20 protein-coding genes are annotated in these 25,702 nt (G+C 59.2%); 11 read left to right on the forward strand and 9 right to left on the reverse strand.

What is annotated here, in order from left to right; genetic code table 11:
• Nucleotides 1–317: 317 nt before the first annotated feature.
• Both ACMGF9_RS14975 and fabF read left to right on the forward strand, forming a co-directional pair.
• The gene (locus tag ACMGF9_RS14975) at nucleotides 318–845 is read left to right on the forward strand and encodes a winged helix-turn-helix transcriptional regulator (protein WP_031300129.1); all 528 of its coding nucleotides are present in this window, start codon (nucleotides 318–320) and stop codon (nucleotides 843–845) included.
• Entirely contained in the window at nucleotides 842–2,119 is a 1,278-nt protein-coding gene (gene fabF, locus ACMGF9_RS14980) for a beta-ketoacyl-ACP synthase II (protein ID WP_414160300.1), read from the forward strand. The genes ACMGF9_RS14975 and fabF overlap by 4 nt, the downstream gene beginning before the upstream one ends.
• A gap of 63 nt (nucleotides 2,120–2,182) precedes the next feature.
• Here fabF and rmf read toward each other — a convergent pair whose 3' ends face one another.
• The 6 genes from rmf to rlmKL all read right to left on the reverse strand — a co-directional run bounded on the left by rmf (nucleotide 2,183) and on the right by rlmKL (nucleotide 10,240).
• Complete coding sequence (rmf, locus tag ACMGF9_RS14985) at nucleotides 2,183–2,353, reverse strand: ribosome modulation factor (RefSeq protein WP_004928150.1); 171 nt, start codon at nucleotides 2,351–2,353, stop codon at nucleotides 2,183–2,185.
• Nucleotides 2,354–2,623: 270 nt separating this feature from the next.
• Nucleotides 2,624–3,184, reverse strand: a complete 561-nt coding sequence (gene pqiC / locus ACMGF9_RS14990; RefSeq protein ID WP_015377354.1) for a membrane integrity-associated transporter subunit PqiC — start codon at nucleotides 3,182–3,184, stop codon at nucleotides 2,624–2,626.
• Complete coding sequence (gene pqiB / locus ACMGF9_RS14995) at nucleotides 3,181–4,827, reverse strand: intermembrane transport protein PqiB (RefSeq protein ID WP_075684389.1); 1,647 nt, start codon at nucleotides 4,825–4,827, stop codon at nucleotides 3,181–3,183. The genes pqiC and pqiB overlap by 4 nt, the downstream gene beginning before the upstream one ends.
• Complete coding sequence (gene pqiA / locus ACMGF9_RS15000) at nucleotides 4,814–6,130, reverse strand: membrane integrity-associated transporter subunit PqiA (protein ID WP_015377352.1); 1,317 nt, start codon at nucleotides 6,128–6,130, stop codon at nucleotides 4,814–4,816. Before pqiA ends, pqiB begins: the two co-directional genes overlap by 14 nt.
• 73 nt (nucleotides 6,131–6,203) lie before the next feature.
• A complete protein-coding gene (locus ACMGF9_RS15005) occupies nucleotides 6,204–8,108 on the reverse strand; it encodes an ABC transporter ATP-binding protein (protein ID WP_414160301.1) in 1,905 nt (634 codons plus the stop codon).
• Between the two features lie 5 nt (nucleotides 8,109–8,113).
• A complete protein-coding gene (gene rlmKL / locus ACMGF9_RS15010; RefSeq protein WP_280630699.1) occupies nucleotides 8,114–10,240 on the reverse strand; it encodes a bifunctional 23S rRNA (guanine(2069)-N(7))-methyltransferase RlmK/23S rRNA (guanine(2445)-N(2))-methyltransferase RlmL in 2,127 nt (708 codons plus the stop codon).
• Between the two features lie 103 nt (nucleotides 10,241–10,343).
• Here rlmKL and ACMGF9_RS15015 point away from each other — a divergent pair, with 103 nt between their 5' ends.
• The gene (locus tag ACMGF9_RS15015) at nucleotides 10,344–11,447 is read left to right on the forward strand and encodes a YcbX family protein (protein WP_044031525.1); all 1,104 of its coding nucleotides are present in this window, start codon (nucleotides 10,344–10,346) and stop codon (nucleotides 11,445–11,447) included.
• A gap of 6 nt (nucleotides 11,448–11,453) precedes the next feature.
• On the opposite strand, the gene ACMGF9_RS15020 is transcribed toward ACMGF9_RS15015, so the two are convergent.
• Together ACMGF9_RS15020 and pyrD are read right to left on the reverse strand one after the other, a co-directional pair.
• Nucleotides 11,454–12,002: a cell division protein ZapC gene (locus ACMGF9_RS15020; protein WP_004928171.1), complete on the reverse strand. Its 549-nt coding sequence runs from the start codon at nucleotides 12,000–12,002 to the stop codon at nucleotides 11,454–11,456.
• A gap of 176 nt (nucleotides 12,003–12,178) precedes the next feature.
• Nucleotides 12,179–13,189 (reverse strand): quinone-dependent dihydroorotate dehydrogenase, encoded by a 1,011-nt coding sequence (pyrD, locus tag ACMGF9_RS15025; protein ID WP_015377348.1) that lies wholly within the window; start codon nucleotides 13,187–13,189, stop codon nucleotides 12,179–12,181.
• Between the two features lie 258 nt (nucleotides 13,190–13,447).
• Between pyrD and ssuE the strand changes: the two genes are divergently transcribed.
• From ssuE to ssuB, 5 genes are read left to right on the forward strand one after another with little or no spacing between them, the layout of a single operon-like run.
• Nucleotides 13,448–14,026 (forward strand): NADPH-dependent FMN reductase, encoded by a 579-nt coding sequence (gene ssuE / locus ACMGF9_RS15030; RefSeq protein ID WP_004928176.1) that lies wholly within the window; start codon nucleotides 13,448–13,450, stop codon nucleotides 14,024–14,026.
• Between the two features lie 24 nt (nucleotides 14,027–14,050).
• Nucleotides 14,051–15,016: a sulfonate ABC transporter substrate-binding protein gene (locus ACMGF9_RS15035; RefSeq protein WP_088381439.1), complete on the forward strand. Its 966-nt coding sequence runs from the start codon at nucleotides 14,051–14,053 to the stop codon at nucleotides 15,014–15,016.
• A 19-nt stretch (nucleotides 15,017–15,035) separates the two neighbouring features.
• The gene (gene ssuD, locus ACMGF9_RS15040) at nucleotides 15,036–16,184 is read left to right on the forward strand and encodes an FMNH2-dependent alkanesulfonate monooxygenase (RefSeq protein ID WP_015377346.1); all 1,149 of its coding nucleotides are present in this window, start codon (nucleotides 15,036–15,038) and stop codon (nucleotides 16,182–16,184) included.
• A gap of 11 nt (nucleotides 16,185–16,195) precedes the next feature.
• Entirely contained in the window at nucleotides 16,196–16,990 is a 795-nt protein-coding gene (ssuC, locus tag ACMGF9_RS15045) for an aliphatic sulfonate ABC transporter permease SsuC (RefSeq protein WP_015377345.1), read from the forward strand.
• Nucleotides 16,987–17,760 (forward strand): aliphatic sulfonates ABC transporter ATP-binding protein, encoded by a 774-nt coding sequence (gene ssuB / locus ACMGF9_RS15050; protein WP_015377344.1) that lies wholly within the window; start codon nucleotides 16,987–16,989, stop codon nucleotides 17,758–17,760. The genes ssuC and ssuB overlap by 4 nt, the downstream gene beginning before the upstream one ends.
• Before the next feature lie 55 nt (nucleotides 17,761–17,815).
• Here the strand turns inward: ssuB and pepN are convergent, their stop codons facing one another.
• Entirely contained in the window at nucleotides 17,816–20,434 is a 2,619-nt protein-coding gene (pepN, locus tag ACMGF9_RS15055; RefSeq protein ID WP_414160302.1) for an aminopeptidase N, read from the reverse strand.
• 337 nt (nucleotides 20,435–20,771) lie between these two features.
• Between pepN and ACMGF9_RS15060 the strand changes: the two genes are divergently transcribed.
• From ACMGF9_RS15060 to asnS, 3 genes are all read left to right on the forward strand, one after another.
• Nucleotides 20,772–22,472 carry a GGDEF domain-containing protein gene (locus ACMGF9_RS15060; RefSeq protein ID WP_031299850.1) on the forward strand — a complete coding sequence of 567 codons (1,701 nt, stop codon included), beginning with the start codon at nucleotides 20,772–20,774 and terminating at the stop codon, nucleotides 22,470–22,472.
• A gap of 255 nt (nucleotides 22,473–22,727) precedes the next feature.
• Entirely contained in the window at nucleotides 22,728–23,933 is a 1,206-nt protein-coding gene (gene pncB, locus ACMGF9_RS15065; RefSeq protein WP_004928202.1) for a nicotinate phosphoribosyltransferase, read from the forward strand.
• Between the two features lie 215 nt (nucleotides 23,934–24,148).
• Entirely contained in the window at nucleotides 24,149–25,549 is a 1,401-nt protein-coding gene (gene asnS, locus ACMGF9_RS15070) for an asparagine--tRNA ligase (RefSeq protein ID WP_015377341.1), read from the forward strand.
• Nucleotides 25,550–25,702 lie beyond the last annotated feature (153 nt).

Here is a 25,702-nt window from a genome sequence, read left to right on the forward strand (position 1 = left end):
ACGAGAGGGCGGCCATCGTCTTCTTTGCTAATGCTCTTCGCATGCCATCACGCCCAGCGTGATGGCATTTCTTTCTCTTACCGTTTAAAGACTACCTACCTCCTTTAATCGCCCGTTACCGAACCGACTTATCCCTCCTGTCTCTACCCTTTTCCTGCCCGAAACGGTCAAAGCCACAGGCCAGTTTGAGCGCCCCCCTCCCACAGCCAGCTATCGACACGATAGCGTTTTTTGCATCCGGTTATTTTCTTGCCCCTTAAAATCACCTAGTATAGCCACCCATGTAACTACAATAAATGTACCAACTAAGGGCCGATATGCAAAAAACCCGCTTTAGCGATGCACCTTGCCCCGTCGCACGTTCATTAGATCGTGTCGGAGAATGGTGGAGCATTCTGATCCTGCGTGATGCCTTTCAGGGGTTATCCAAATTCGACGAATTCCAACAAAGTCTGGGGATGTCACCGACTCTCCTGGCCCGGCGACTGAAGGATTTGGTAGCCCACGGCATTCTGCATAAGCAACGTTATCAAACGCGGCCGGTTCGCTATCAGTATCTGCTCACCGAACGCGGCAACGATTTTCTCCCCGTGCTGGCGGCTCTTTCAGAATGGGGCAATCGCCATTTGATCGATGGTGACATCAGCGCCTTGTTAGTCGACGGCCGCACCGATCGGCCGATCCAGGTCCAATTGGTCAATGTCGATACCCAACAGCAGGTGCCGCCGCAGTTTATTACGTTGGCACCAGGGCCTGCGGCAAATGAAGGCATACATCAACGCGCCGCACTGATGCGGCAACGGCGCCTCGCCGATTTACCCGAATTTACCAAGGAGCCATCATGAGCAATCGTCGTATCGTCATTACCGGCATGGGCGCCGTTTCACCGCTAGGGTGCGGTGTTGAAGCCATCTGGCAACGTTTGTTAAAAGGAGAGTCCGGCATTCGAGCGTTGCCTGACGAGATCGTTGCAGATTTACCGGTCAAGGTCGGAGGTCAGGTTCCGGCGCTGGCGCAGGATGCTGAAGCGGGCTTCAACCCCGACGCTGCCGTCGCCCCCAAGGACCAAAAGAAAATGGATCGCTTTATCCTGTTTGCCATGGCGGCGGCGGATGAAGCCGTTCGTCAGGCCGGCTGGATAGCCGATACGGACGAAAAACAAGAGCGCACCGCCACCGTCATCGCCTCGGGCATTGGCGGCTTCCCGGCGATTGCCCAGGCGGTGCGCACCACCGACAGCCGCGGCGCCAAGCGGCTGTCGCCGTTCACCATCCCCTCATTCCTGGTCAATCTGGCGGCCGGCCACGTTTCAATCAAACACCACTTCAAGGGGCCGATTGGCGCGCCGGTCACCGCCTGTGCCGCCGGCGTGCAAGCCATTGGCGACGCAGTGCGTATGATCCGCAATGATGAAGCCGATATCGCCGTGTGCGGCGGCACCGAAGCCGCTATAGATACCGTCAGCCTGGGCGGGTTCGCCGCCGCGCGCGCTATGTCCACCGCACCGGCCGAGTTGGCAAGGCAGGCTTCCCGGCCTTTCGACAGTGCACGGGACGGATTTGTCATGGGGGAAGGTGCCGGCATGCTGGTGATTGAAACGCTGGAACACGCGCTGGCGCGCGGCGCCACCCCGCTCGCGGAAATCGTCGGTTATGGCACCAGCGCCGACGCCTACCACATGACCTCCGGTGCCGAAGACGGCAACGGTGCTTATCGGGCGATGAAAATCGCGTTGAGGCAGGCGAACATCGCCCCAGAAGAGGTTCAGCATTTAAACGCACACGCGACGTCGACACCCGTAGGGGATCTGGGCGAAATCAATGCCATCAAACACCTGTTTGGCACGACAGGAAGCGTCGCGGTAACCTCGACAAAATCCGCCACCGGGCACCTGCTCGGCGCCGCCGGGGGGCTGGAAACCATCTTTACCGCCTTGGCGCTGCGCGATCAGATCGCCCCCGCGACGCTGAATCTGGACAATCCCGATCCGGCGGCGGCAGGTTTACACCTGGTCGCGAAACGGGCTGAATCGATGAACATAACCTACGCCTTATCGAACGGCTTCGGCTTTGGCGGCGTGAATGCGAGTATTCTACTGAAACGCTGGCAGGACGAGTAAACGGCACAAACAAAAACCTCCGCCAAGGGCGGAGGTTATTCCTTTTATTTGACAGGGAGCCGCTTAAGCGGTCACAGCCCTGTCTTCCATGGCTTCTCGCCAACCTCCCAGCCATTGAGACCGGGCGTCCACCGATGATTGGTAGGGACAATGTTCCCTGGAACGCCCTAAAATACCTGCCTGATACCCTCTCGAATGCGCCCTTTCCAGACGATCGCGTTTCTGTCTCTTCATGCCTCGTTTCCCTCATTTTGGTCTGGTGGAAAGAAAACAATGGCTGCTTTTTGCGCAGCCACGAGTAATCAATAGCGCTAAAAGAAGAGAAGATCAATGCGCAAAATTCACGCCAATGTCATATTTGTGAGCTACGCCCGAGGAAAGTGCTAAGTGGCTGATCTGCTGGGAAAGGGGTTAACTGTTTGAAATGAAATAGAAATCCCTGCCAGCGAGAAAAAACGGATTTTCACGCCGACAGGGATTAGACGATTTTAGACCAAATTATGACTAAATGCCGCCCATCTGTGCTGCGATAGCCTGGGCTTCCTGCTGCCACCCCTGCGCCAGAGTGCGCACCAGGGCATCATAGCCGTCTTCACCCTGTTTCAGCTCCAGGTTGAAAGGCCTTTTGATCAAACGCCCCTGGCGGTTCAGCACCCACTCGCCGCGAATGATCGCTTTCCCGTCAAAGCGACCGTGAAAGCCGCTGATGGTCACGTTCAGCACATCCTGATCGCTGCTCATCGGCTGCGAAGAGACCACCCACCCCGGCAGCGCGCTGCTCAGGTTGGTGACCAGCGTTTGCTGCAACTGCTGGTCGAGCGGGCTGGCCCACAGGTTGTTCTGGGCTATCACATACTGTACGTCGTTGGTCTGATACACCACGCCGCTCTGCGCCAGATAATCCGCCACGCTCACGTGTTCCAGCCACAGCTGGCGCGTGGAAGCGCCGCTGCTGCTGGCCGCAGCAGGCGCACCCAGCGCCGGCAACTGATAGTAAGTCTTTTGTGGTGAACTGCTGCAGGCGCTGAGCAACAGCGCTAGGGCTACCGGGATCCATTTCATCATTTCGTGGCCTTCTTCGGCTGAGGGTCATTGCTGCCGGCGGCTTCAAACACCAGCGCGTTGCTCTTCTCATTCAGGGTGCGCAGCACCGGTTGCAGCTCACGCAACACCTGGTCGAGGCGCTGCATATCGCCCACCATCTTGTTGTAAGCCGGTGAACCAGGCTGGAACCCTTTCATGCTGCGGTTCAGTTCCAACAGCGTTTTCTGCATGTCCTGCGGCAGCGCCTGCATCTCTTTGCTGGCGATGATGTCGTTCAGCGACTTCATGGTCTGCTGCGTCGACTTCATGGTTTTCTGACTCTCCGCCAGCGTCTTGGTCGCTTCGTTGATCATCGGATTGATCGGCATTGAGTTGATCTTATCCAGCGTCTGCATCAGTTTCTGCTGGATCTGCGCCAGACCGCCGCTGGTGGTCGGCATCAGCGGATAACCGAACAGCTCGCGCGGCCCTTTCCACGGTTTTTCCTGCGGATAGAAGTCGAGATCGATGTACAGCGAACCGGTCAGCAGGTTGGCGGACTTCATCGAGGCGCGCATGCCGCGAGATTCCGCATCTTTCAGGTGCCCTTCAATATCGAAGTTGCCGCCCAGCTGTTTCTGGAAGCGATCCGGCTCGATGCGGATCAGCACTGGAATGCGGTAATCGTTATCCAGACGCTGCGCCATGCCGTCTTTATAGAACGGCACCTGCGCCACCGTACCCAGACGGATGCCGCGGAACTCGACCGGCGCGCCCGGCTGCAGGCCGCGTACCGAGTCGGAGAAGAACAGCAGGTAATCCTTATGCACGGTATACAGCGAATCCTGCGTGCTGCGCTGGTTGTCGAACAGCTGATATTCCGCCTTCTCTTTCGCCTGATCGCCGCGATCCCAGCCGTCCGGCACGTCAAAACTGACCCCGCCGCTGAACAGCGTGGTCAACGAGCCCATCTCCACCCGCATGCCCTGCGCCGACATATCGAACGCCACGCCGCTGTCTTTCCAGAAGCGCACGTTGGTGGTGACCAACTGATCGTAAGGCGCGGTGATGAACAGCTGATAGCGCATGGCGCGTTCTTTAGGATCGAAGTAGCTGGTTTCCACCGACCCGACGCGATAACCGCGGAACAGCACCGGATCGCCGGCGTTGAGCTGGCCTGATTTCTCGCTGTCCAGCACGATGCGCAACCCTTTGGCATCCGGGGAAGCCAGCGGCGGCGCATCGAGCAGCTGATAGTTGTCTTTGCCGTCTTTGCCTTTGTTGCCCGGCTGCAGTTCGATATAGGCGCCGGAGAGCAGCGTGCCCAGCCCGGAGACGCCTTCACGGCCGATCTGCGGCTTCACCACCCAGAAGGCGGAATCCTGGCGCAGCAATTTTTCCATGCCGGAATTGAGGCGAGCCTGCACCATCACCTTGCTCAGGTCATCGCTCAACGTGACGGTTTCCACCACCCCGACGTCAACGCTGCGGCTTTTGATTTTGGTTTTACCCGCTTCCAGCCCTTCCGCCGTCGTGGTCACCAGCGTCACCACCGGCCCCTGATGGCTGAAGTGGTAAAACAGGATCCAGGCGCCGATCAGCGCGGTCACGATGGGAATGATCCACACCGGCGACCAGCGTTTGATCTTCTCAACGTCTGCGACGCTATGATTATTTTCCGTCACCTTGCGGCTCCTTGTTGATTGTTTCACTTGCGCGATCCCAGGTCAGCCGGGGATCAAATGTCATGGCGGCGAACATGGTGAGGATCACCACCAGCGCGAACAGCACGGCGCCCGTCGCGGGATAAATGCTCATCAACTGCCCCATTCGCACCAACGCCGACAACACGGCGATCACAAACACGTCGATCATTGACCAACGGCCAACGAATTCGACCACTTCATAAATCAGATGCATACGCTCGCTGTCGGCGCGCGGTTTCTTCCTGCCGTTCGCATCCCAGCACAGCCAGCCGATCGCCAACATTTTCAGCGACGGCACCATGATACTGGCGATGAAAATCACCATCGCCACCGGATAAGAGCCGTCCCCCCACAGCAGGATCACCCCCGCCATGATGGTGGAGTTCATCTTGTTGCCCAGCGCCTCGGTCACCATGATCGGCATCAGGTTGGCCGGAATATACAGCATGACAGAGGTCACCAGCAGCGCCAGCGTCCACTGCAGGCTGTGACGACGCCGCACGTAGCCCTTGGTGTGACAGCGCGGACAGCGCACCTGATCGGCCGGCAGGATCGCCGTGCAGCACGCGCAGGAGCGCACGCCCTGGCGCATGCCGGTGCGCCCCACCGTCAGCGGGCGATGCAGTCGCGGCGCCGGTTCGATATCCTGCCACAGCCAGCGCCGATCCACGCACTGGAAGGCGCGCACCTGCAGCAGGCAGAACAGGCAGTAAGGCACGAAGCTACTGCCGATGCCGATATCGCCGTAGGCCATCAGCTTGACGAAGCTGACCAGCACCCCGGCAAGGAAAATTTCCACCATGCACCAGGTCTTGAACTGGAACAGCACCCGAGCCATCCACTCTTTGAGCCCCAGCGGCAAGCGCACTCTGGCGCACAGCAGGATAATCGCCACCATGCAAAACGCCGGGATCAGCTGCACGAACACCATAAACAAGGTGGCCATGCTGGCGTAGTCTTCCGCCACCATCACTTCCGGGATTTGGATCAGCCGGATTTCGTTGCCGAGGCCGGCGACGCGCATGTTGATAAACGGGAAAATGTTGGCCAGCACCAGCATGAACAAGGCGCTGAGCGCGTAACCGATCGGCCGCTTGCGCGGCTCGTCCCAGCGGGCGCTGAGCGTGGTTTTGCAGCGCGGGCATACCGCTTTGCTGCCATAGGCCAGCGGCGGCAGCGCCACCAGCATGTCGCACTGCGGACACAGCATCAGGTTATCCTGCTGCGCCGCCGAGGGTGCGGAATGACTATGCTGCTGATGATTGTTGTGGGAACACACCATATTCCTCCTAAATAACGTCGCTCACCGGCACGTCGATGCCGCCCGCAGCAGCGCGCGGGCGGCATCGCAACGGTCAGCCGTTTTTCATCGCTTCCAGCTCTTCCCAACGGGCGAAAGCCTGTTCCAGCGCTTGCTCGGCATCAGCCAGCGCCGTCAGCACTTCTTGCGTTTCGCTATGCGGCCGCGTGAAAAAGTCGGCGTCGCTCATCTGCGCCTGCAGCGCTTCGATTTCCGCTTCCAGCTGTTCGAGCCGCTGCGGCAACTGTTCCAGCTCACGCAGCAGGTTGTAACTCAGCTTGGCCGCCGTTTTCTTCGGCTGTTCGGCCTTTTTCTCCGCCGTCGGTTTGCTCGCGCTCGGCGCCGCCTGACGAATCGGTTTCGCCGTCGCGCGCTGATGATGCGCATCGTAGTAACCGCCGACGAAGGCATTGATCACGCCGTTGCCTTCGAAGATCCAGCACTCGGTCACCGAGTTGTCAACGAACTGACGATCGTGGCTGACCAGCAGCACGGTGCCCTGATAGCCGTCGATCAGCTCTTCCAGCAGCTCCAGCGTTTCGACGTCGAGATCGTTGGTTGGTTCATCGAGGATCAGCAGATTGCTCGGTTTCAGAAACAGCTTAGCCAACAGCAGGCGGTTACGCTCACCGCCCGACAGCGCCTTCACCGGCGTCATCGCGCGTTTCGGGTGGAACAGGAAGTCCTGCAGATAGCCCAATACGTGGCGAGGACGGCCGTTGACCATCACTTCCTGCTTGCCTTCCGCCAGGTTGTCCATCACCGTGCGCTCAGGATCGAGATCGGCGCGGTGCTGGTCGAAATAGGCCACTTCCAGCTTGGTGCCGCAGTGCACGCGGCCGCTGTCGGCTTTCAGCTGACCGAGCATCAGTTTCAGCAGCGTGGTTTTGCCGCAGCCGTTCGGCCCCACCAGCGCAATCTTGTCGCCGCGCTGCACCTGGGCGGAGAAACCGCGCACCAGCACCTTTTCGCCAACCTGATAATTGACGTCTTCCAGCTCGAACACGATTTTGCCAGAGCGGGTCGCCTCTTCCACCTGCATTTTGGCGGTGCCCATCACTTCGCGGCGCTGCGAGCGCTCGACGCGCAGCGCCTTCAGCGCGCGCACGCGGCCTTCATTGCGGGTGCGGCGCGCCTTGATGCCCTGACGGATCCAGACCTCTTCCTGCGCCAGCTTGCGGTCGAACTCGGCGTTTTGCAGCTCTTCCACCCGCAGCGCTTCTTCTTTGCTCTGCAGATACAGATCGTAGTTGCCCGGCCAGGAAACCAGCTTGCCGCGATCCAGATCGACGATGCGCGTCGCCATGTTGCGGATAAACGAACGGTCGTGCGAGATGAAGACGATGCTGCCGTCGAACTCTTTCAGGAAACCTTCCAGCCAGTCGATGGTTTCGATATCCAGGTGGTTGGTCGGTTCGTCGAGCAACAACACGCGCGGCGAGCTCACCAGCGCGCGGCCCAGCGCCGCTTTACGCAGCCAGCCGCCGGACAGTGAGGAAAGCTCGGCGTCGCCGTTCAGCCCCAGCTGCAGCAGCACTTCGCTGATGCGGCTGTCGAGCTGCCACAGCCCCTGGTGATCGAGGATCTCCATGATTTGCGCCATGCGCGCCAGGTTTTTCTCGCTCGGGTCGCTTTCCACCAGGTGGGAGATCGCGTGATAGGCCTTCAGGTGTTCCGCCTGCTCCGCAACGCCTTCCGCCACGAAGTCGAACACGCTGCCGCCGATATTGCGCGGCGGATCCTGTTGCAGACGCGCCACGATCAGATCCTGTTCGTAGATCACCCGGCCGTCGTCCAGCGGGATCTCTTTGCCGAGGATCTTCAGCAGCGTGGATTTGCCGGCGCCGTTGCGCCCGACCAGACACACGCGCTCGTTGTCTTCAATATGAATTTCGGTGTTGTCTAACAGTGGCGCATCGCTGAAAGAGAGCCAGGCGCCGGACATGCTGATTAACGACATAGTAATTATTTTCCTTCGCCGGCGTGAGTCACCAGCCAGCAGTTGTGGATCTGACGGTTACGGGCAAAATCCTGCGACAGCGTCTTGGCGGTGATCTCTTTCGCCTCCAGACCCAACGCGCTCAGCCCTGCCATATCCATTTGGAAACCGCGCTTGTTGTTCGAGAACATGATGGTCCCGTTGCGGCGCAGCAACCGTTTCAAATCTTTCATCAGCGCCAGATGATCGCGCTGCACGTCAAAGGTGTTCTCCATCCGCTTGGAGTTGGAGAACGTCGGCGGATCGATGAAGATCACGTCGAACTGTTCATTGGCGTTGCTCAGCCAAGACAGGCAATCGGCCTGGATCAGCCGATGCTGACGGCCGGTCAGGCCGTTGGCGCGCAGGTTCTTCTCCGCCCATTCCAGGTAGGTGCGCGACATGTCCACCGTGGTGGTGCTGCGCGCGCCGCCCAGCCCGGCGTGCACGCTGGCGGTGCCGGTATAGGCGAACAGGTTGAGGAAGTCCTTGCCATTGCTCATCTCGCCCAGCATACGGCGCGCGATGCGGTGATCGAGGAACAGGCCGGTATCGAGATAGTCGGTCAGGTTGACCCACAGCTTGGCGTTATACTCTTCCACCAGCAGGAACTCGCCCTTCTGCGCCAGTTTCTCGTACTGATTTTTGCCCTTCTGGCGCTCGCGGGTTTTCAGGATCAGCTGATTCGACGGCAATTCCAGCACCGCCAGCGTCGCGTTGATCACATCGAACAGGCGCTGACGCGCCTTCTGCGCATCGACGGTTTTCGGCGGCGCATACTCCTGCACCACCACCTTGCTGCCGTAACGGTCCACCGCGACGTTGTATTCTGGCAGATCGGCGTCGTACAGGCGGTAGCATTCAATGCCTTGTTGCTTCGCCCACTTGTCGAGCTTCTTCAAATTCTTGCGCAGACGGTTGGCGAAATCTTCCGCCACCTGCACGCCGCCGGTGGCGCTACCGGCCGGGCTTGCCGCCAGCTGATAGTTTTTCTGCACGCACTCCAGCGGGCCGTTCTTCGCCTTAAACTGGCGCTCGGCGCGCAGCTGCAGGCAGCTCAACAGCTCCGGCGAGGCGCTGAACAGCGACAGCTGCCAACCGCCGAAGGCGCTTTTCATCACACGTCCCAGCATGTTGTGCAGCGCGATCAGCGCCGGTTCGCTTTCCAGACGCTCGCCGTACGGCGGGTTGCTGATCACCGTGCCGTGCGGGCCTTCCGGCAGCGGGTTGGTCAAGCGCGCGACGTCGCCGACGTTGAAGGTGATCAGCTCGGCGACGCCGGCGCGGCGGGCGTTGCCGCGCGCCATCTCAATCACCCGGCGATCGATATCGGAGCCGAAGAAGCGAGAGGCGGTTTCCTGCAGGCCGCGACGCGCGCGCACCTGCGCTTCGGTGGTGACTTCACGCCACAGTTCGGCGTTGTGGCCATTCCAGGCGCTGAAGCCCCAGTGTTGACGGTGCAGGCCCGGCGCGCGATCGGCGGCGATCATCGCCGCTTCGATCAACAGCGTGCCGGAGCCGCACATCGGATCAAGCATCGGCGTGCCCGGCTGCCAGCCGGAACGCAACACGATGGCGGCCGCCAGGTTTTCCTTCAGCGGCGCCTGGCCGGTGAGATCGCGGTAGCCGCGCTGGTGCAGGCCTTCGCCGCTCAGATCGAGCGCCACGCTGGCCATATCGCGTTGCAGGAAGACGTTAACGCGAATGTCCGGCTGCTGTTTGGCAACCGTCGGGCGTTGGTCGAGCTTACGGGTGAAGCTGTCAACGATGGCGTCTTTCACCTTCAGCGCGCCATACTGGCTGTTGCGGATCTCTTCGTTCACGCCGCTGAAATGCACGGCAAAGGTTTTATCCACGCCAAAAATGCTCGGCCAGTCGATCGCCTGCACCCCGAGGTACAGATCCAGATCGCTGTGCACGCGGAATTCGTTCAGCGGCAACAGAATGCGCGAAGCCAGGCGGCTCCACAGCAGGCTTTGGTACAGAAGACGATCGTCACCCTGAAAATGTACCCCGCCCTGCACCACTTTGCAGTCGTGAGCGCCAAGCGCTTCCAGCTCGCTTTTTAACAGTTCTTCCAATCCACGCGCCGTGCTGGCAAACAGAGAGTTCATATCGTACTTATCACCAAAAAGAAAATTGTTGCGCATTATAGCTAATCCGCACCGCTTGTCATAAAGTTGCTCCCTTCTATTTAATCATCGCACGGAGATAAGGGTGATCACGCTTTCCAGACTCTACGTCCATCCGGTTAAATCACTGCGCGGCCTGCAGCTTTCCTACGCCCAGGTCGGCAGCAGCGGTCTGGCCTTCGACCGCAACTTTATGATCACCGAGCCGGACGGCACCTTTATTACCGCGCGCCAATACCCGCAGATGGTGTTGTTCACGCCGGCGCTGTTGCCGGACGGGCTATTCCTGACCGCGCCGGACGGCGAAAGCGCCGCCATTCGCTTCAGCGACTTCGCCGCCGCGCCGCAGCCGACCGAGGTGTGGGGCAACCATTTCACCGCGCTGATCGCGCCAGATGAGATCAACCGCTGGCTGAGCGGCTATTTCCAGCGCGACGTGCAGCTGCGCTGGCTGGGGCCGGAGCTGACCCGCCGGGTGAAGAAGCACCCCGAAATCCCACTGACGTTTGCCGACGGCTATCCTTATCTGCTGATTAACCAGGCTTCGTTTAACGATCTGCAGCAGCGTTGCCCCGGCAGCATCAAGCTGGAGCAGTTCCGCCCCAATCTGGTGGTGAGCGGCGCCACCGCCTGGGCCGAGGACGGCTGGCAGGTGATCCGCGTCGGCGACGTGATGTTCGATCTGGTGAAACCCTGCAGCCGCTGCGTGCTCACCACCGTCAGCACCGAGCGCGGCCGCAAGCACCCGAGCGGCGAGCCGCTCAGCACGCTGCAAAAATTCCGCTCCGCCGACAACGGCGATATCGATTTCGGCCAGAATATGATCGCCCGCAACAGCGGCATCATCCGCGTGGGCGATACGGTGGAAGTGCTGTCGACCAAGCCGCCGCGCCCTTATGGCGCAGGCAAAGTGGTGGAGAGCGTGCAGGCGCCGCAAGACAGCGCGCACAGCGTCACGATCGAATATGAAGGAAAGGTGTTTACCGGCAACAACCAGCAGATCTTGCTCGAACAGTTGGAACAGCAAGGCATCCGCGTACCTTACTCCTGCCGCGCCGGGATTTGCGGCAGTTGCCGCATTACGTTGCTGAACGGTGAAGTCGCGCCCCTGAAGAAAAGCGCGCTGGGCGACAACGGCACCATCCTGTGCTGCAGCTGCATCCCGAAAAGTGATTTGACCCTGGCGTAAACCGCCTTATACCGCCCTGTCGTAAGCCGGGGCGGCGCTTTCATCCTGTGCGCAGGGCTTCAGCCGATCGTGCATCACCTTGATGGCGTCGCCCAAGACCATGGTACGGCCGGCGACCGTCAGCTGATTTTGCGCCAGCAGGCACAGGCTGGCGTTATCCCCGGCCTCCACCACCAGCAAGCGCGCTTCCGCGCCGCTCTCCATCACTTTCACCGCCGCCAGCTCGCCGTTTTTCGGCTGCAGCGGGTAATGCTGCTGCGAGAAATGCCAGCTCTTTGGCATCAGCGGTTTCAGGAAGCGATAGGCGACCAGCGCATTCAGCACCAGCTCGGCGCGCTGTTCATGGCTAAGCTTGACCTGCTTGCACTGTTCTTCATAGGTGAAATAAAGGGCGGCGTCATCCACGCAAAAAGCACATTCATCAAAGGCGTCCGGCGTTAACATTTTGGCCGGGAAACGTGAACGAAAGATCATACCATTAGCTAAATCCAGCATTAGCCGATCGTGTTCGGCATCAAAATACCAACGCCAATTATCGTCAGGTTTTATCTTCATTTCGTATCCTTCTCGCTGCCTATGCCAACGCCGCACTCACCCTAAAAGGCGATTTTATCACCGATGAAATCGCTTAAACATCGGATAATTCCGCGAACGATATTTAAGCTAACGAACAAAATATAGACGAGCCGGGGGCAGAAATAAACCCCCGGAATAAAATGAGAGGAAAAATATTAGATATGGGTAACGATATCTTTAATCAAACGCGGGCCGTGATAGATAAATCCGGAATAAATTTGCAGCAGGCTCGCGCCGGCCTCCATTTTTTCGCGCGCCGCCGTCAGCGAATCGATGCCGCCTACGCCAATAATCGGCAGGCGCCCCTGCAGTTCGGTGGAGAGACGACGGATAACTTCGGTGCTGCGTGATTGCAACGGACGCCCGCTTAACCCGCCCGCTTGTTCGCAGTAATTCAACCCCTGGATCAATTTTCGATCCAACGTGGTATTGGTGGCGATCACGCCATCGATATTATGCCGCACCAGGCTATCGGCAATTTGGATCAATTCTTCTTCTGAAAGATCCGGCGCGATCTTTACCGCCACCGGCACATATTTGTGATGACGCGCATGTAATTCCTGCTGCTTATTTTTAATCGCAGCCAAAAGATCGTCCAGCGCTTCGCCATACTGTAAGGATCGTAACCCCGGCGTATTCGGTGAAGAGATGTTAATCGCGATATATCCGGCATACGGATAAACTTTATCCATGCAGATCAAATAATCGTCTTTGCCCTGCTCGACCGGCGTGTCTTTATTCTTGCCGATATTGATCCCAAGAATGCCGCCGAAATGGGATTTCTTAACGTTTTCAACCAGATTGTCCACGCCATGGTTATTGAACCCCATGCGGTTAATCAGGCCTTCCGCCTCAACCACGCGGAACAAGCGCGGCTTGTCGTTGCCCGGTTGCGGACGCGGCGTCACGGTGCCGACTTCCACATGGCCGAAGCCCATCGCGCCGAACGCATCGATGCATTCGCCGTTTTTATCCAGACCGGCGGCCAATCCCAGCGGGTTTTTAAACGACAGCCCCATGCAGTTGACCGGTTTGGTCGGCACGGACTGACGGACAAGAAACGCTAATGGGGTGCCGGTAATACGGCTGAGCTGACGAAAGGTCACTTCGTGCGCGCGCTCCGGATCGAGCTGGAACAACGCTTTCCTGATGAGGGGGTAGTACATGGACTCTCCTGATTTCCCGGTTGCAAACCGGGGGCGTATTATCCGGTATCCCCCGCCTAATTGGAATTGATTAAAGGCAAAAAAAGCCGTTTTTACGCAATCGTTTTCCCTCTTCACCGCCAAATCGGCGCTAATCCGCTTTTGCGCATATCCAAATCAAAAAATGAGATTTAAAAAACGCGCCGGGTTGCTGGTAGGTTTAAAACACTTCCTATTGATTTTCTAATTAAACCTAACTTTTAGTTATAAGGAGTGGCAATGCGCGTTATATCACTGGCCGGTAGCCCACGCATCCCATCACGTTCCGCCGCGCTGCTCTCGCTGAGTCAGAACTGGCTGCGGCAGCAAGGGGTGGAAGTGACGGCCTATACCCTGCACGACTTTGACGCCGAAGATCTGCTGTACGCCAACTTCAACAGTCCGGCGATCAAGGCGTTTGCCGAGCAGCTGGCGCAGGCCGACGGCCTGCTGATTTCCACGCCGGTTTATAAAGCGTCGTTCTCCGGCGCGCTGAAAACCCTGCTGGATCTGCTGCCGGAACGCGCTCTGGATCATAAGGTGGTGTTGCCGCTGGCGACCGGTGGTTCGATCGGCCACATGCTGGCGGTGGACTATGCGTTGAAACCGGTACTGGCGGCGCTGAAAGCGCAAGAGGTGCTGCACGGCGTGTTCGCCGACGACAGCCAGATCCAGCTGACCGACGAAGGCGCCACGCTCACCGACGCCGTGGCCGCCCGGCTGGAAGAGGCACTGGCCAGTTTCTATCTGGCACTTGGCCGCCGCAAACCGCCGGCGCTGCGCGTCGCCTCGCCACTGGCGGCGCGTCAAACCGCCTGAAACGCCTGGAAAAGGAGAGCCTGAATGAAACAACGCATTGCTTTGCGGCGTTGGCTGAGCGCCGCCGCCTTCACCGGCCTGCTGTCGCTGGTTTGGGCCAACGCCGCCGTCGCTCAGGATCCGGCGCAGTTCCGCATCGGCTACCAAAAAGGATCGGTCAGTCTGGTGCTGGCGAAGAGCCACCGGCTGCTGGAGGAACGTTTCCCCGCCACCCGCATCAGTTGGATCGAGTTTCCCGCCGGCCCGCAAATGCTGGAGGCCCTGAACGTCGGCAGCATCGATCTGGGCAGCACCGGCGATATTCCGCCGATCTTCGCGCAGGCCGCCGGGGCCGATCTGCTGTATGTCGGCGTTGAGCCGCCCAAACCGAAGGCGGAAGTGATCCTGGTGCCGGAAAACAGCCCGATCAAAACCGTCGCAGATCTGAAAGACCATAAGGTCGCGTTCCAGAAAGGATCCAGCTCACATAACCTGCTGCTGCGATCGCTGCAAAAAGCCGGACTGAAATTTACGGATATCCAGCCCGCCTATCTGACGCCCGCCGATGCGCGCGCCGCATTCCAACAGGGCAACGTCGATGCCTGGGCGATCTGGGATCCTTATTATTCCGCCGCGCTGCTGCAGGGCGGCGTGCGGGTGCTCGGCGACGGCACCGATCTGAACCAGACCGGCTCCTTCTATCTGGCGGCGCGCCCTTATGTCGAAGCCAACGGCGCCTTTATCAGCCAGATCCTGACGGTGCTGACCCAGGCCGATGCGCTCACCCGCAGCGACCGGGCGCAAAGCGTGACCTTGCTGGCCAACGCCATGGGGCTGCCGGAACCGGTGATCGCCAGCTATCTGGATCACCGCCCCCCGACCGCCATCACACCGCTCGATGCGCATACCATCGCCGCGCAGCAGCAAACCGCCGACCTGTTTTACACCAACCGGCTGGTGCCGGTGAAGGTCGACATCTCGCAACGCATCTGGCGCCCTAGCGCGCAATAAATACGGGAGAGCATTGACGATGAGCCTGAACGTTTTCTGGTTTTTACCCACCCACGGCGACGGCCACTATCTTGGCAGCGCACAAGGGGCGCGCAGCGTCGATCACGGTTACTTGCAGCAGATCGCCCAGGCGGCGGATCGGCTGGGATTCGGCGGCGTGCTGATCCCCACCGGCCGCTCCTGCGAAGACTCCTGGCTGGTGGCCGCCTCGCTGATCCCGGTCACCCAGCGGCTGAAATTTTTGGTCGCGCTGCGGCCGGGCATCATCTCCCCTACGCTGGCGGCGCGCCAGGCGGCGACGCTGGATCGCCTGTCCAACGGGCGCGCGCTGTTCAATCTGGTCACCGGCGGCGATCCGGAAGAGCTGGCGGCCGAGGGGCTGCACCTTAGCCATGAAGAACGCTACGAAGCCTCAACCGAGTTCACCCACATCTGGCGCCGGGTGCTGGAAGGGGAAACCGTCGATTTCCACGGCAAGCATATTCAGGTGAAAGGCGCCAAACTGCTGTTCCCGCCGGTGCAACAGCCGCGCCCGCCGCTCTATTTCGGCGGATCCTCCGCCGCCGCGCAGGATCTGGCCGCCGAGCAGGTAGAAATGTATCTCACCTGGGGAGAGCCGCCGGCGCAGGTTAAGGCGAAGATCGAAGAGGTGCGCGCCAAAGCGGCGGCGAAAGGCCGCCAGGTGCGTTTCGGCATCCGGCTGCACGTCATCGTGCGGGAAACCACCGAAGAAGCCTGGCGCGCCGCTGACCGGCTGATCGCCCACCTCGATGAGGAAACCATCGCCAACGCGCAGCAGGCCTTTGCGCGCTTCGACTCCGTCGGCCAACGGCGCATGGCGGCGCTGCACGGCGGCAAAAAGGATAACCTGGAGATCAGCCCGAACCTGTGGGCCGGCATCGGCCTGGTGCGCGGCGGCGCCGGCACCGCGCTGGTGGGCGATGGCCCGACGGTCGCGGCGCGCATGCAGGAATATGCCGATCTGGGCATCGACACCTTTATTCTCTCCGGCTATCCGCATCTGGAAGAGGCCTACCGCGTCGGCGAACTGCTGTTCCCGCACCTCGATCTAGCGCAGGAGGAAACGCCCGCTCGCCTTCAGCCGGTGCGTCCGCAGGGCGAAGTGGTGGCCAACATCTATGTTCCGCAAAAAGTATCGCAGAGCTGAGGAGCGCCCCGATGGCAAATAACGTACAACGCATCCTGTATCGGCTGGCCCCCTGGACGCTGCCGCTGGCGCTGGTGATCATCTGGCAAATCGCCGTCGAAACCGGCTGGCTGTCCAACCGCATTTTGCCGGCGCCGAGTGCGGTGCTGGCCGCCTTCTGGCGCCTGAGCCAAAGCGGCGAACTGTGGCAGCACCTGAGCATCAGCAGCCAGCGCGCGTTGTTAGGCTTCGCCATCGGCGGCAGCATCGGACTGATACTCGGCTTTATTACCGGGCTGTCGCGCTGGGGCGAACGCCTGCTGGACAGCTCGGTGCAAATGATCCGCAACGTGCCGCATCTGGCGCTGATCCCGTTGGTGATCCTGTGGTTCGGCATCGATGAATCCGCCAAGATCTTTCTGGTGGCGCTCGGTACGCTGTTCCCGATTTATCTCAATACCTATCACGGCATCAAAAACATCGATCGCGGCCTGTTGGAGATGGCCCGCAGCTACGGCCTGAGCGGTTTTCGCCTGTTTACACAGGTGGTGCTGCCGGGCGCGCTGCCGTCGATTATGGTCGGCGTGCGTTTCGCTCTCGGCTTCATGTGGCTGACGCTGATCGTCGCCGAAACCATCTCGGCCAATTCGGGCATCGGCTACCTGGCGATGAACGCGCGTGAATTTCTGCAAACCGACGTGGTGGTGGTGGCGATCGTGCTGTACGCCCTGCTCGGCAAGCTGGCGGACGTGGGCGCGCAGCTGCTGGAGCGCGTCTGGTTGCGCTGGCATCCGGCCTATCAACTGAAACAGGGAGAAGCGCTATGACCCTTCCCGCTCGCCTTGCGCAAGGCACGCCGGTGACGCTGGAGTCTATCGGCAAACGTTACGGCAACCGCACGGTGCTGGACAATATTCAGCTGCGCATTTCCGCCGGGCAGTTCGTGGCGGTGGTTGGCCGCAGCGGCTGCGGCAAGAGCACCCTGCTGCGCCTGTTGGCCGGCCTGGAACAGGCCAGCAGCGGCGCTTTGCTCAGCGGCAACGCGCCGCTCGCCGCCGCTAAAGAGGATACCCGGTTGATGTTTCAGGATGCGCGCCTGCTGCCATGGAAAACGGTGATCGATAACGTGGGTCTGGGGCTGCGCGGCCAGTGGCGCGACGCGGCGTTGCAAGCCCTGGAAGCGGTCGGTTTGGCGGATCGCGCCCGCGATTGGCCGGCGGCGCTGTCCGGCGGACAAAAACAGCGGGTCGCCCTGGCGCGCGCGCTGATCCACCGCCCCCGCCTGCTGCTGCTGGACGAACCGCTCGGGGCGCTGGATGCCCTGACGCGCATCGAGATGCAAGGTCTGATAGAGACGCTGTGGCTACAACACGGTTTTACCGTACTGCTGGTCACACATGACGTCAGCGAAGCCATCGCGCTGGCGGATCGGGTGATCCTGATTGAAGAGGGGCATATCGGGCTGGATCTGAGCATCGATCTGCCGCGGCCGCGCCGCAAAGGCTCGGCCAGGCTGGCGGAACTGGAGGCCGAAGTGCTGGAACGGGTGTTATCGCCGCCTGCCGCGACGGACGCCGCGCGCCGGGCGGCGAATTGAATGAATGAAAAAGGGACGGCCCAGGCCGTCCCTTGATGTCTCTAGCGCGAAAAAATCAGGCGTCGAGCGCCTTGCTGATCTTCTCGTACAGATCGCCGGACAGGTTTTCCAACCCTTTCAGCTGTTCCAGCGCCTTACGCATCAGCGCCTGGCGGCCGGCATCGTAACGCTTCAGGCGAATCAGCGGTTCGATCAGGCGCGCGGCGATCTGCGGGTTGCGCTGGTTGAGATCGCTGAGGATCTCCACCAGGAACTGATAGCCGCTGCCGTCCGCGGCATGGAACGCCGCCGGGTTGCCGGAAGCGAAGCCGCCGATCAGCGAACGGGTGCGGTTCGGGTTGCTCAGGCTGAACGAGCGGTGTTGCAACAGCGCGCGCACCTTGCTCAACACGTCTGCCGCCGGGCTGCCGCCCTGCAGCACGAACCATTTGTCCATCACCAGGCCATCCTGATGCCAGCGCTCGTCGAACGCCGCCAGCAGCGCATCGCGGCACGGCAGCTGGGCCGCGACCGCGGCAGACAGCGCCGCCAGCGAGTCGGTCATGTTGTCCGCCTGGCGATACTGTTCGTTCACCAGCTGGTCCGCCAGCGCCTCATCTTCGCCGAACGCCAGATAGCCCAGGCACACATTGCGCAAGGCGCGCTTGGCGATCTCGGCATGCTCCACGCGGTAGCCGTCGGTCTTGTTGGCGTGATACACCGCCAGCCACTCTTCGGCCAACTCCCGCGCCAGGCAGCGTACGATCGCTTCGTGCACCGCGGCGATCGCTTCCGGATCGATAGTGGCAAACAGCTCGGCGATTTCGTTCTCCGACGGCAGCGTCAGGATCTGCGCCGCCAGCGCCGGATCCAGTTTTTCGTCCAGCAGCACCGCACGGAACGCATCGGCCACGTGCAGCGGCAGCGACAGTGGCTGCTTCTGCTGGTGCCGCGCCACGTTCAGCTTGATATAGGTCGCCAGCAGGCTCTGTGCCGCATCCCAACGTGCAAATTCATTGCGTGCGTGCTGCATCAGGAAGGTCAGTTGCTGATCGCTGTACGGATAGTCCAGTTTCACCGGCGCGGAGAATTCGCGCAGCAGCGACGGTACCGGCTTGTGCGCCACGCCGTCGAACACGAAGGTCTGCTCCGCTTCGGTGACGTTCAGCACGTTGTTGACCGGCAGGCCGCCTTTTTGCAATGGAATGACATTGCCTTCGCTGTCGTACAGTTCGATATCCAGCGGAATATGCAGCGGCAACTTCTCCGGCTGATCGGCAGTCGGCGCAGTTTTCTGGCTGACATGCAGGCGATATTGCTGAGTTTCCGCATCGTACTCGTCGCGCACCGTCAACAGCGGCGTGCCGGACTGGCTATACCAACGGCGGAAGCGCGACAGATCGACGTTAGACGCATCCTCCATCGCCTGCACGAAATCGTCGCAGGTAGCGGCGCTGCCGTCGTGGCGTTCGAAATAGAGCTGCATCCCTTTCTGGAAGTTCTCCTCCCCCAACAGGGTATGCATCATGCGGATCACCTCGGAACCCTTTTCATACACCGTGAGGGTGTAGAAGTTGTTCATCTCGATGACTTTGTCCGGGCGGATGGCGTGCGCCATCGGGCTGGCGTCTTCGGCAAACTGCGCGCCGCGCATCACGCGCACATTGTCGATGCGGTTGACCGAACGCGATCCCAGATCGGAACTGAATTCCTGATCGCGGAACACCGTCAGCCCCTCTTTCAGACTGAGCTGGAACCAGTCGCGGCAGGTCACGCGGTTACCGGTCCAGTTGTGGAAGTATTCGTGGCCGATCACCGCTTCGATGTTCAGGTAATCCTTGTCGGTCGCGGTTTCCGCCTTCGCCAGCACATATTTGGAGTTAAAGATATTTAACCCTTTGTTCTCCATCGCGCCCATATTGAAGAAATCGACCGCCACAATCATATAAATGTCGAGATCATATTCCAGGCCGAAGCGGGTCTCGTCCCACTTCATCGAGTTCTTCAACGAAGTCATTGCCCAGTCGGCGCGATCCAGGTTGCCGCGATCGACGAACAGCTCCAGTGCGACCTTACGGCCGGAACGGGTGGTGAAGCTGTCGCGCAGCACGTCGAAATCCCCCGCCACCAGCGCGAACAGGTAGCAAGGTTTCGGGAACGGATCCTGCCATTGCACCCAGTGGCGGCCATCGGCCAATTCGCCCTGGCCGATGCGGTTGCCGTTCGACAGCAGGAACGGATAGCGCGTCTTGTCGGCCACGATGCGGGTGGTAAAGCGCGCCAGCACGTCCGGGCGATCCTGGTAATAAGTAATGTGGTGGAAGCCTTCGGCTTCGCATTGCGTGCACAGCGCATCGCCGGACAGGTACAGCCCTTCCAGCGCGGTGTTCTTCGCCGGGTGAATATCGTTGACAATGGTAAGAGTGAATTGTGCCGGCAACTCTTCGATGATCAGCTGGTTATCCTGCTGATGGTAGGCGCTCCACGGTTGGCCGTCCACCTGAATGCTCACCAGCGTCAAATCTTCGCCATCCAGCACCAGCGGTGCACCGGCCGCCCCCTGACGTTTGATTTTACTGACGGCGGTCACGCGCGTGGTTTCCGCGTCCAGACTGAAGTCCAAATCGATATCGGTCGTGGTGTAATCGGGCGCGCGATAATCGTGGCGGTATTTTGCCTGTGGCTGTTGTGTCATAAAAACCCTTAAACGTCTCAGTGAGTTATAGGTGCCAGGCTGCTCTTCTCCTTCGTACCGCAGCCGGTATGTTCCCCTGCGGCGCGCGGTGAGCCTGAATTGTGAATAAACTGTATCACAGCTGGCCGAAAAGCCCAGAGCCGCAGGGCGACCAGGAGAGAGAAATCAGAGGCAAATCATAAATCGCCCGGCAGGCGGCAGTGCGGGTGACCAATGGCCAAATAAAAATCAGCATTTACTGCTAAAAAACCGCCATCGCGGCGCGCCGGCATAGTTGAGGCGACACCGGCGGCATGGTGGTATAATTGCGGCATCAGGTTCAGGGATGGCTCGCATTATGAAGATTAAATACGCAATCTATTTTTTCACCCTGTGCCTGATGACTTCTTTCTCTCTGTTCATCGTCGATGAGCTGCTCGAAGCCCATACCGACTACCGCGACAACCAGCTAAACCTGTACAAAATTGATCGCGCCAAAGAAATTTCCGAAGCTTTTCAGGCTGCGTTGCTGGCTCATCGCCTCAAACGATTGAGCCTGATCGATCCGCAAATCACCCGTGCGCAATGTTTGGCCGCCGATCGGGTGGCGCGTGAGAGAATCACCCGGATCCGCGAACATCTGGACGATGAGGTCGCCAGACAGCTTGGGGTTCAGCAAAAAATCGCCGCGCTGTCGATGATCGCTTTGATGGAACAGCTGCTGGATAATGACAACCTGCAGCTTTCGCAGGTCAATAACACCAACGCCAATCTGTTCAACATCAACAGCGCCTATTACATCTCGCAAACCAGCAAGAGTTATTACCGCTACACCTACGATACCCGGATGGTGGATACCGACTCCTTTATGTTTCTCGAGGCCATCCGCCTCAATAACCGGCTAAATATGTCATTGACGGAATTGAGCGATCAGATTATCGACGTCAACGTCAGCCAGCTCGTTCGCAAAGACGCCTATCTGAAGTCCATTCAGCTAACCGGCGTGCTGAACGCGCTGAGCACCCGATTGATCTTCATGAAGATCAACTACGACGATGGACAAATCACTAACATCGTCAATGCGTTGCTCGCCCAAGTGTCCGCTGAGCGCCTCCAGCAGATTACCAATGGGCTGTATATCGCTATCGATACCCATAAGCCCTACCCCACAGCGCTTATTTCGCGCTATGTCGACGATGTGAGCGAGCTTTCGCAGGCGCTGTATCAACGCAGTTTTGAATTGGAAACCCTCGCCTCGCGCCACAAGATTTACGACAGCCAGACGACCATTTACGGCATGATCGCGCTGGCCGGCCTGGTGGTTTTGCTGTTCATTTTGCCGGCGCTGGTGTTCTGCACCAGCATCAACCGCTGGCTGACCAAGACCCACAACAATATCGTGCGGCTGTCGCGCGGTGAGATGAATATCGATCGCAACGACGCCTTCTACAGCCAGGAATTGATCGCCATCAGCGACGCCATTCAGCAGCTCAGGCAATACCAACTGGACAAGGTCTCGCTGGAGAGCGAGAAACAACTGCTGATTAAAGAGCTCGAGGCCTCTTCCTTCCTCGATCCGCTCACCAATATCTACAACCGCCGTAAATTCTTCCTTGAATGTCAACTGCTGGGCAACGCCAGCTACCCGCAGGCCTTTTGCCTGATCGACATCGACAATTTCAAACAACTCAACGACAGCTACGGCCACGACGTGGGTGACCGGGCGCTGGTGGCCTTCGGCCACCTGCTGCAACGCGCGTTCCGCGCCAGCGACATCTTCTGCCGCTATGGCGGCGAAGAGTTCGCGGTGCTGCTGGGCAACTGTTCGTTGGACAACGCGCGGGACATCATGGAGCAATTGCGCGCCCGTACTCATCGCCTGACGCTAAATCTGGCCGACGGACGGCAAGTGCGTTTCACCACCAGCTGCGGCATTGCGCCAGTCAGCGCGTTCACCGCGCTGCAGGCGGCGATCAAACAGGCGGACGAAGCGCTCTACTTTTGCAAAAAGAACGGCAAGGATCGGGTCAGCGTGCATACCCAGGCCGGCTTTATCTGATTCGCTGTTTAAAATAATTAACATTATAATTTTTATGACTAATTAGGCTAAGTCATTCACCTTACAGGCATATCTGGCTTTTTTTCCTCTCCGCCGCTATCCGGCTGCCATAAAGGCACGTTTAATCCTCGACCCGCTTCGGTGATTTATGGTGTGATGCAGCTTCAATAACAGGATAATCCGGGTATACTCCACCCCCACTTTTATGATTATCCGGATTTGGACACGCGCCTGACGAGGATGCTGTAACGCGCTATGACTCAATACGCTTCCCCGATTTTGACATCACTGCTTGATACCGATGCTTATAAGCTTCATATGCAGCAAGCAGTGTTCCATCGCTATCCCGCGATCAGCGTGGCGGCGGAATTCCGCTGCCGCGGCGACGAACTGCTGGGCGAATATGCCGACGAGATCCGCGCGCAGGTGGCGCTGATGAGCCGGCTGGCGCTAACCGACGCCGAATTCGCTTATCTTTCGGGCCTGCCCTTCTTCCGTCAAGATTACCTGAACTGGCTGCGAACGTTCCGCTACGATCCGCAGCAGGTCACCATCGACAACCGCGACGGCAAGCTGCAAATCCGCATCGCCGGCCCCTGGCGTGAAGTGATCATGTGGGAAGTCCCATTGCTGGCGGTGATCAGCGAAGTGGTGCACCGCCGGCGCTCGCCGCTGGCGACGCCGGAACAGGCGGTGGCGCATCTGCAAACCAAGCTGGCGCAGTTCAAGACGTTGGCGGGCGATCTGGATCTTTCGCGCTTCAAGTTGATGGACTTCGGCACCCGCCGCCGTTTCTCTCAGGGCGTGCAACAGGCCATCGTCAGCACCTTGCAGGCCGAATTCCCGTACCTGTCGGGCACCAGCAATTACGATCTGGCGCACCAGCTGGGTCTGGCGCCGGTCGGCACGCAGGCGCATGAGTGGTTCCAGGCGCATCAGCAGATAAGCCCGGTGCTGGCCAACAGCCAGCGCGCCGCATTGCAGGCCTGGCTGGATGAATATCCGGACCAGCTTGGCATCGCGCTCACCGACTGCATCACCATGGATGCCTTCCTGCGCGACTTCGGCCCACAGTTCGCCGAGCGTTATCAGGGGCTTCGCCACGATTCGGGCGATCCCGTCGAGTGGGGTGAAAAGGCCATTGCCCACTATCAGAAACTGGGCATCGACCCACTGAGCAAAACGCTGGTGTTCTCGGACAATCTGGATCTGGAAAAAGCGCTGGCGCTCTATCGCCATTTCTATCAGCGCATTAATCTCGGCTTCGGCATCGGCACGCGCCTGACCTGCGATATTCCCGGCGTTAAGCCGTTAAATATCGTGATCAAGCTGGTCGAGTGCAAAGGCAAGCCGGTGGCCAAACTCTCCGACAGCCCCGGCAAGACCATCTGCCAGGACCAGGCGTTCGTCAGGGCCCTGCGCAAGGCCTTCGATCTGCCGCTGGTGAAGAAAGCCAGCTGAGCCTTCTTTATATAAAGAGAGAAAGCCGGCCCGGTTCACGCGCCGGCTTTTTTGTTTTTATCCCGAACGCCCTCTTTTCAGTCAGCCGCGATAAATGTTGCGCCAATCCGATGATTTCTGCTTGTGCTCTGCACCGCGGCAAGTAACATAGCCATTACCCCCATATTCTTGGGTTGTAAGCTATTTCTAAACCAAATTATTAAAGAGAGAAATCTATGAGCGTAGTGCCTGTAGTCGACGTACTGCAAGGTCGTGCTGCGGTTGACAGTGAAGTCACCGTACGCGGCTGGGTACGTACCCGGAGAGATTCAAAAGCTGGTATCTCCTTCCTGGCCGTCTATGACGGTTCCTGCTTTGATCCGTTACAGGCCGTCGTTAATAATTCTCTGCCGAATTATCAAGATGAAGTGCTGCACCTGACCACCGGCTGTTCGGTTGAAGTTACCGGCAAGGTCGTCGCCTCACCGGGCGAAGGCCAGAGCTTCGAGCTGCAGGCCACCGCGATCAAAGTGGTCGGCTGGGTCGACGATCCGGATACTTACCCGATGGCGGCCAAACGTCACAGCATCGAATACCTGCGCGAAGTGGCCCACCTGCGCCCGCGCACCAACCTGATCGGCGCCGTGGCGCGCGTGCGTCATACCCTGGCGCAGGCGATCCACCGCTTCTTCCATGAAAATGGCTATTTCTGGGTATCTACCCCGCTGATCACCGCCTCCGACACCGAAGGCGCCGGCGAGATGTTCCGCGTCTCCACGCTGGATCTGGAAAACCTGCCGCGCACCGACAAGGGCGCCGTCGATTTCAGCCAGGATTTCTTCGGTAAGGAAGCCTTCCTCACCGTTTCCGGCCAGCTGAACGGCGAAACCTACGCCTGTGCGCTGTCCAAGGTATACACCTTCGGCCCAACCTTCCGCGCCGAAAACTCAAACACCAGCCGCCACCTGGCGGAATTCTGGATGATCGAGCCGGAAGTGGCCTTCGCGACGCTGGACGATGTCGCCGGCCTGGCCGAAAGCATGCTGAAGTATGTGTTCCAGGCTGTGCTGGATGAACGCGCAGACGATCTGAAATTCTTCGCCGAGCGCGTGGATAAAGACGCTATCGCGCGTCTGGAGCGCTTCGTCTCTTCCGATTTCGCCCAGGTAGACTACACCGACGCCATTGAGATCCTGCTGGCCTCTGGCCAAACCTTCGAAAACCCGGTCTCCTGGGGTATCGATCTCTCTTCCGAACATGAGCGTTATCTGGCGGAGAAACACTTCCAGGCGCCGGTAGTGGTGAAAAACTACCCGAAAGACATCAAAGCGTTCTATATGCGCATGAACGAAGACGGCAAAACCGTCGCGGCCATGGACGTGCTGGCGCCGGGCATCGGTGAAATCATCGGGGGCTCTCAGCGTGAAGAACGTCTCGACGTACTCGATCAGCGTCTGGAAGAGATGGGCCTGAATAAGGAAGACTACTGGTGGTATCGCGATCTGCGTCGTTACGGCACCGTGCCGCATTCCGGTTTCGGCCTGGGCTTTGAACGTTTAATCGCCTATGTCACCGGCGTGCAAAACGTGCGCGATGTGATCCCGTTCCCACGCACCCCACGTAACGCAAGCTTCTAATTTATACGATCACACGTTTTTTAAACGATTTCGTTACAAAACAAAGGCCAGCCTCGCTGGCCTTTCGCATTTTTTAATATTGACGCACGTCACAAAGTTCCCGAAAAATTACATTTGGTTACACATACTTTCCTTTTGCAACCTCATTGCGAC

The organism is Serratia sp. BNK-23 (assembly GCF_047456145.1).
Taxonomy (GTDB): Bacteria; Pseudomonadota; Gammaproteobacteria; order Enterobacterales; family Enterobacteriaceae; genus Serratia; species Serratia nematodiphila.

What these genes read in the sequence shown, in the direction of transcription:
- ACMGF9_RS14975 (WP_031300129.1), top strand. Translation starts at nt 318, where the DNA reads ATGCAAAAAACCCGCTTTAGCGATGCACCTTGCCCCGTCGCACGTTCA.
- fabF (WP_414160300.1), top strand. Translation starts at nt 842, where the DNA reads ATGAGCAATCGTCGTATCGTCATTACCGGCATGGGCGCCGTTTCACCG.
- rmf (WP_004928150.1), bottom strand. Translation starts at nt 2,353, where the DNA reads ATGAAGAGACAGAAACGCGATCGTCTGGAAAGGGCGCATTCGAGAGGG.
- pqiC (WP_015377354.1), bottom strand. Translation starts at nt 3,184, where the DNA reads ATGATGAAATGGATCCCGGTAGCCCTAGCGCTGTTGCTCAGCGCCTGC.
- pqiA (WP_015377352.1), bottom strand. Translation starts at nt 6,130, where the DNA reads ATGGTGTGTTCCCACAACAATCATCAGCAGCATAGTCATTCCGCACCC.
- ACMGF9_RS15005 (WP_414160301.1), bottom strand. Translation starts at nt 8,108, where the DNA reads ATGTCGTTAATCAGCATGTCCGGCGCCTGGCTCTCTTTCAGCGATGCG.
- rlmKL (WP_280630699.1), bottom strand. Translation starts at nt 10,240, where the DNA reads ATGAACTCTCTGTTTGCCAGCACGGCGCGTGGATTGGAAGAACTGTTA.
- ACMGF9_RS15020 (WP_004928171.1), bottom strand. Translation starts at nt 12,002, where the DNA reads ATGAAGATAAAACCTGACGATAATTGGCGTTGGTATTTTGATGCCGAA.
- pyrD (WP_015377348.1), bottom strand. Translation starts at nt 13,189, where the DNA reads ATGTACTACCCCCTCATCAGGAAAGCGTTGTTCCAGCTCGATCCGGAG.
- ssuE (WP_004928176.1), top strand. Translation starts at nt 13,448, where the DNA reads ATGCGCGTTATATCACTGGCCGGTAGCCCACGCATCCCATCACGTTCC.
- ACMGF9_RS15035 (WP_088381439.1), top strand. Translation starts at nt 14,051, where the DNA reads ATGAAACAACGCATTGCTTTGCGGCGTTGGCTGAGCGCCGCCGCCTTC.
- ssuD (WP_015377346.1), top strand. Translation starts at nt 15,036, where the DNA reads ATGAGCCTGAACGTTTTCTGGTTTTTACCCACCCACGGCGACGGCCAC.
- ssuC (WP_015377345.1), top strand. Translation starts at nt 16,196, where the DNA reads ATGGCAAATAACGTACAACGCATCCTGTATCGGCTGGCCCCCTGGACG.
- ssuB (WP_015377344.1), top strand. Translation starts at nt 16,987, where the DNA reads ATGACCCTTCCCGCTCGCCTTGCGCAAGGCACGCCGGTGACGCTGGAG.
- pepN (WP_414160302.1), bottom strand. Translation starts at nt 20,434, where the DNA reads ATGACACAACAGCCACAGGCAAAATACCGCCACGATTATCGCGCGCCC.
- ACMGF9_RS15060 (WP_031299850.1), top strand. Translation starts at nt 20,772, where the DNA reads ATGAAGATTAAATACGCAATCTATTTTTTCACCCTGTGCCTGATGACT.
- pncB (WP_004928202.1), top strand. Translation starts at nt 22,728, where the DNA reads ATGACTCAATACGCTTCCCCGATTTTGACATCACTGCTTGATACCGAT.
- asnS (WP_015377341.1), top strand. Translation starts at nt 24,149, where the DNA reads ATGAGCGTAGTGCCTGTAGTCGACGTACTGCAAGGTCGTGCTGCGGTT.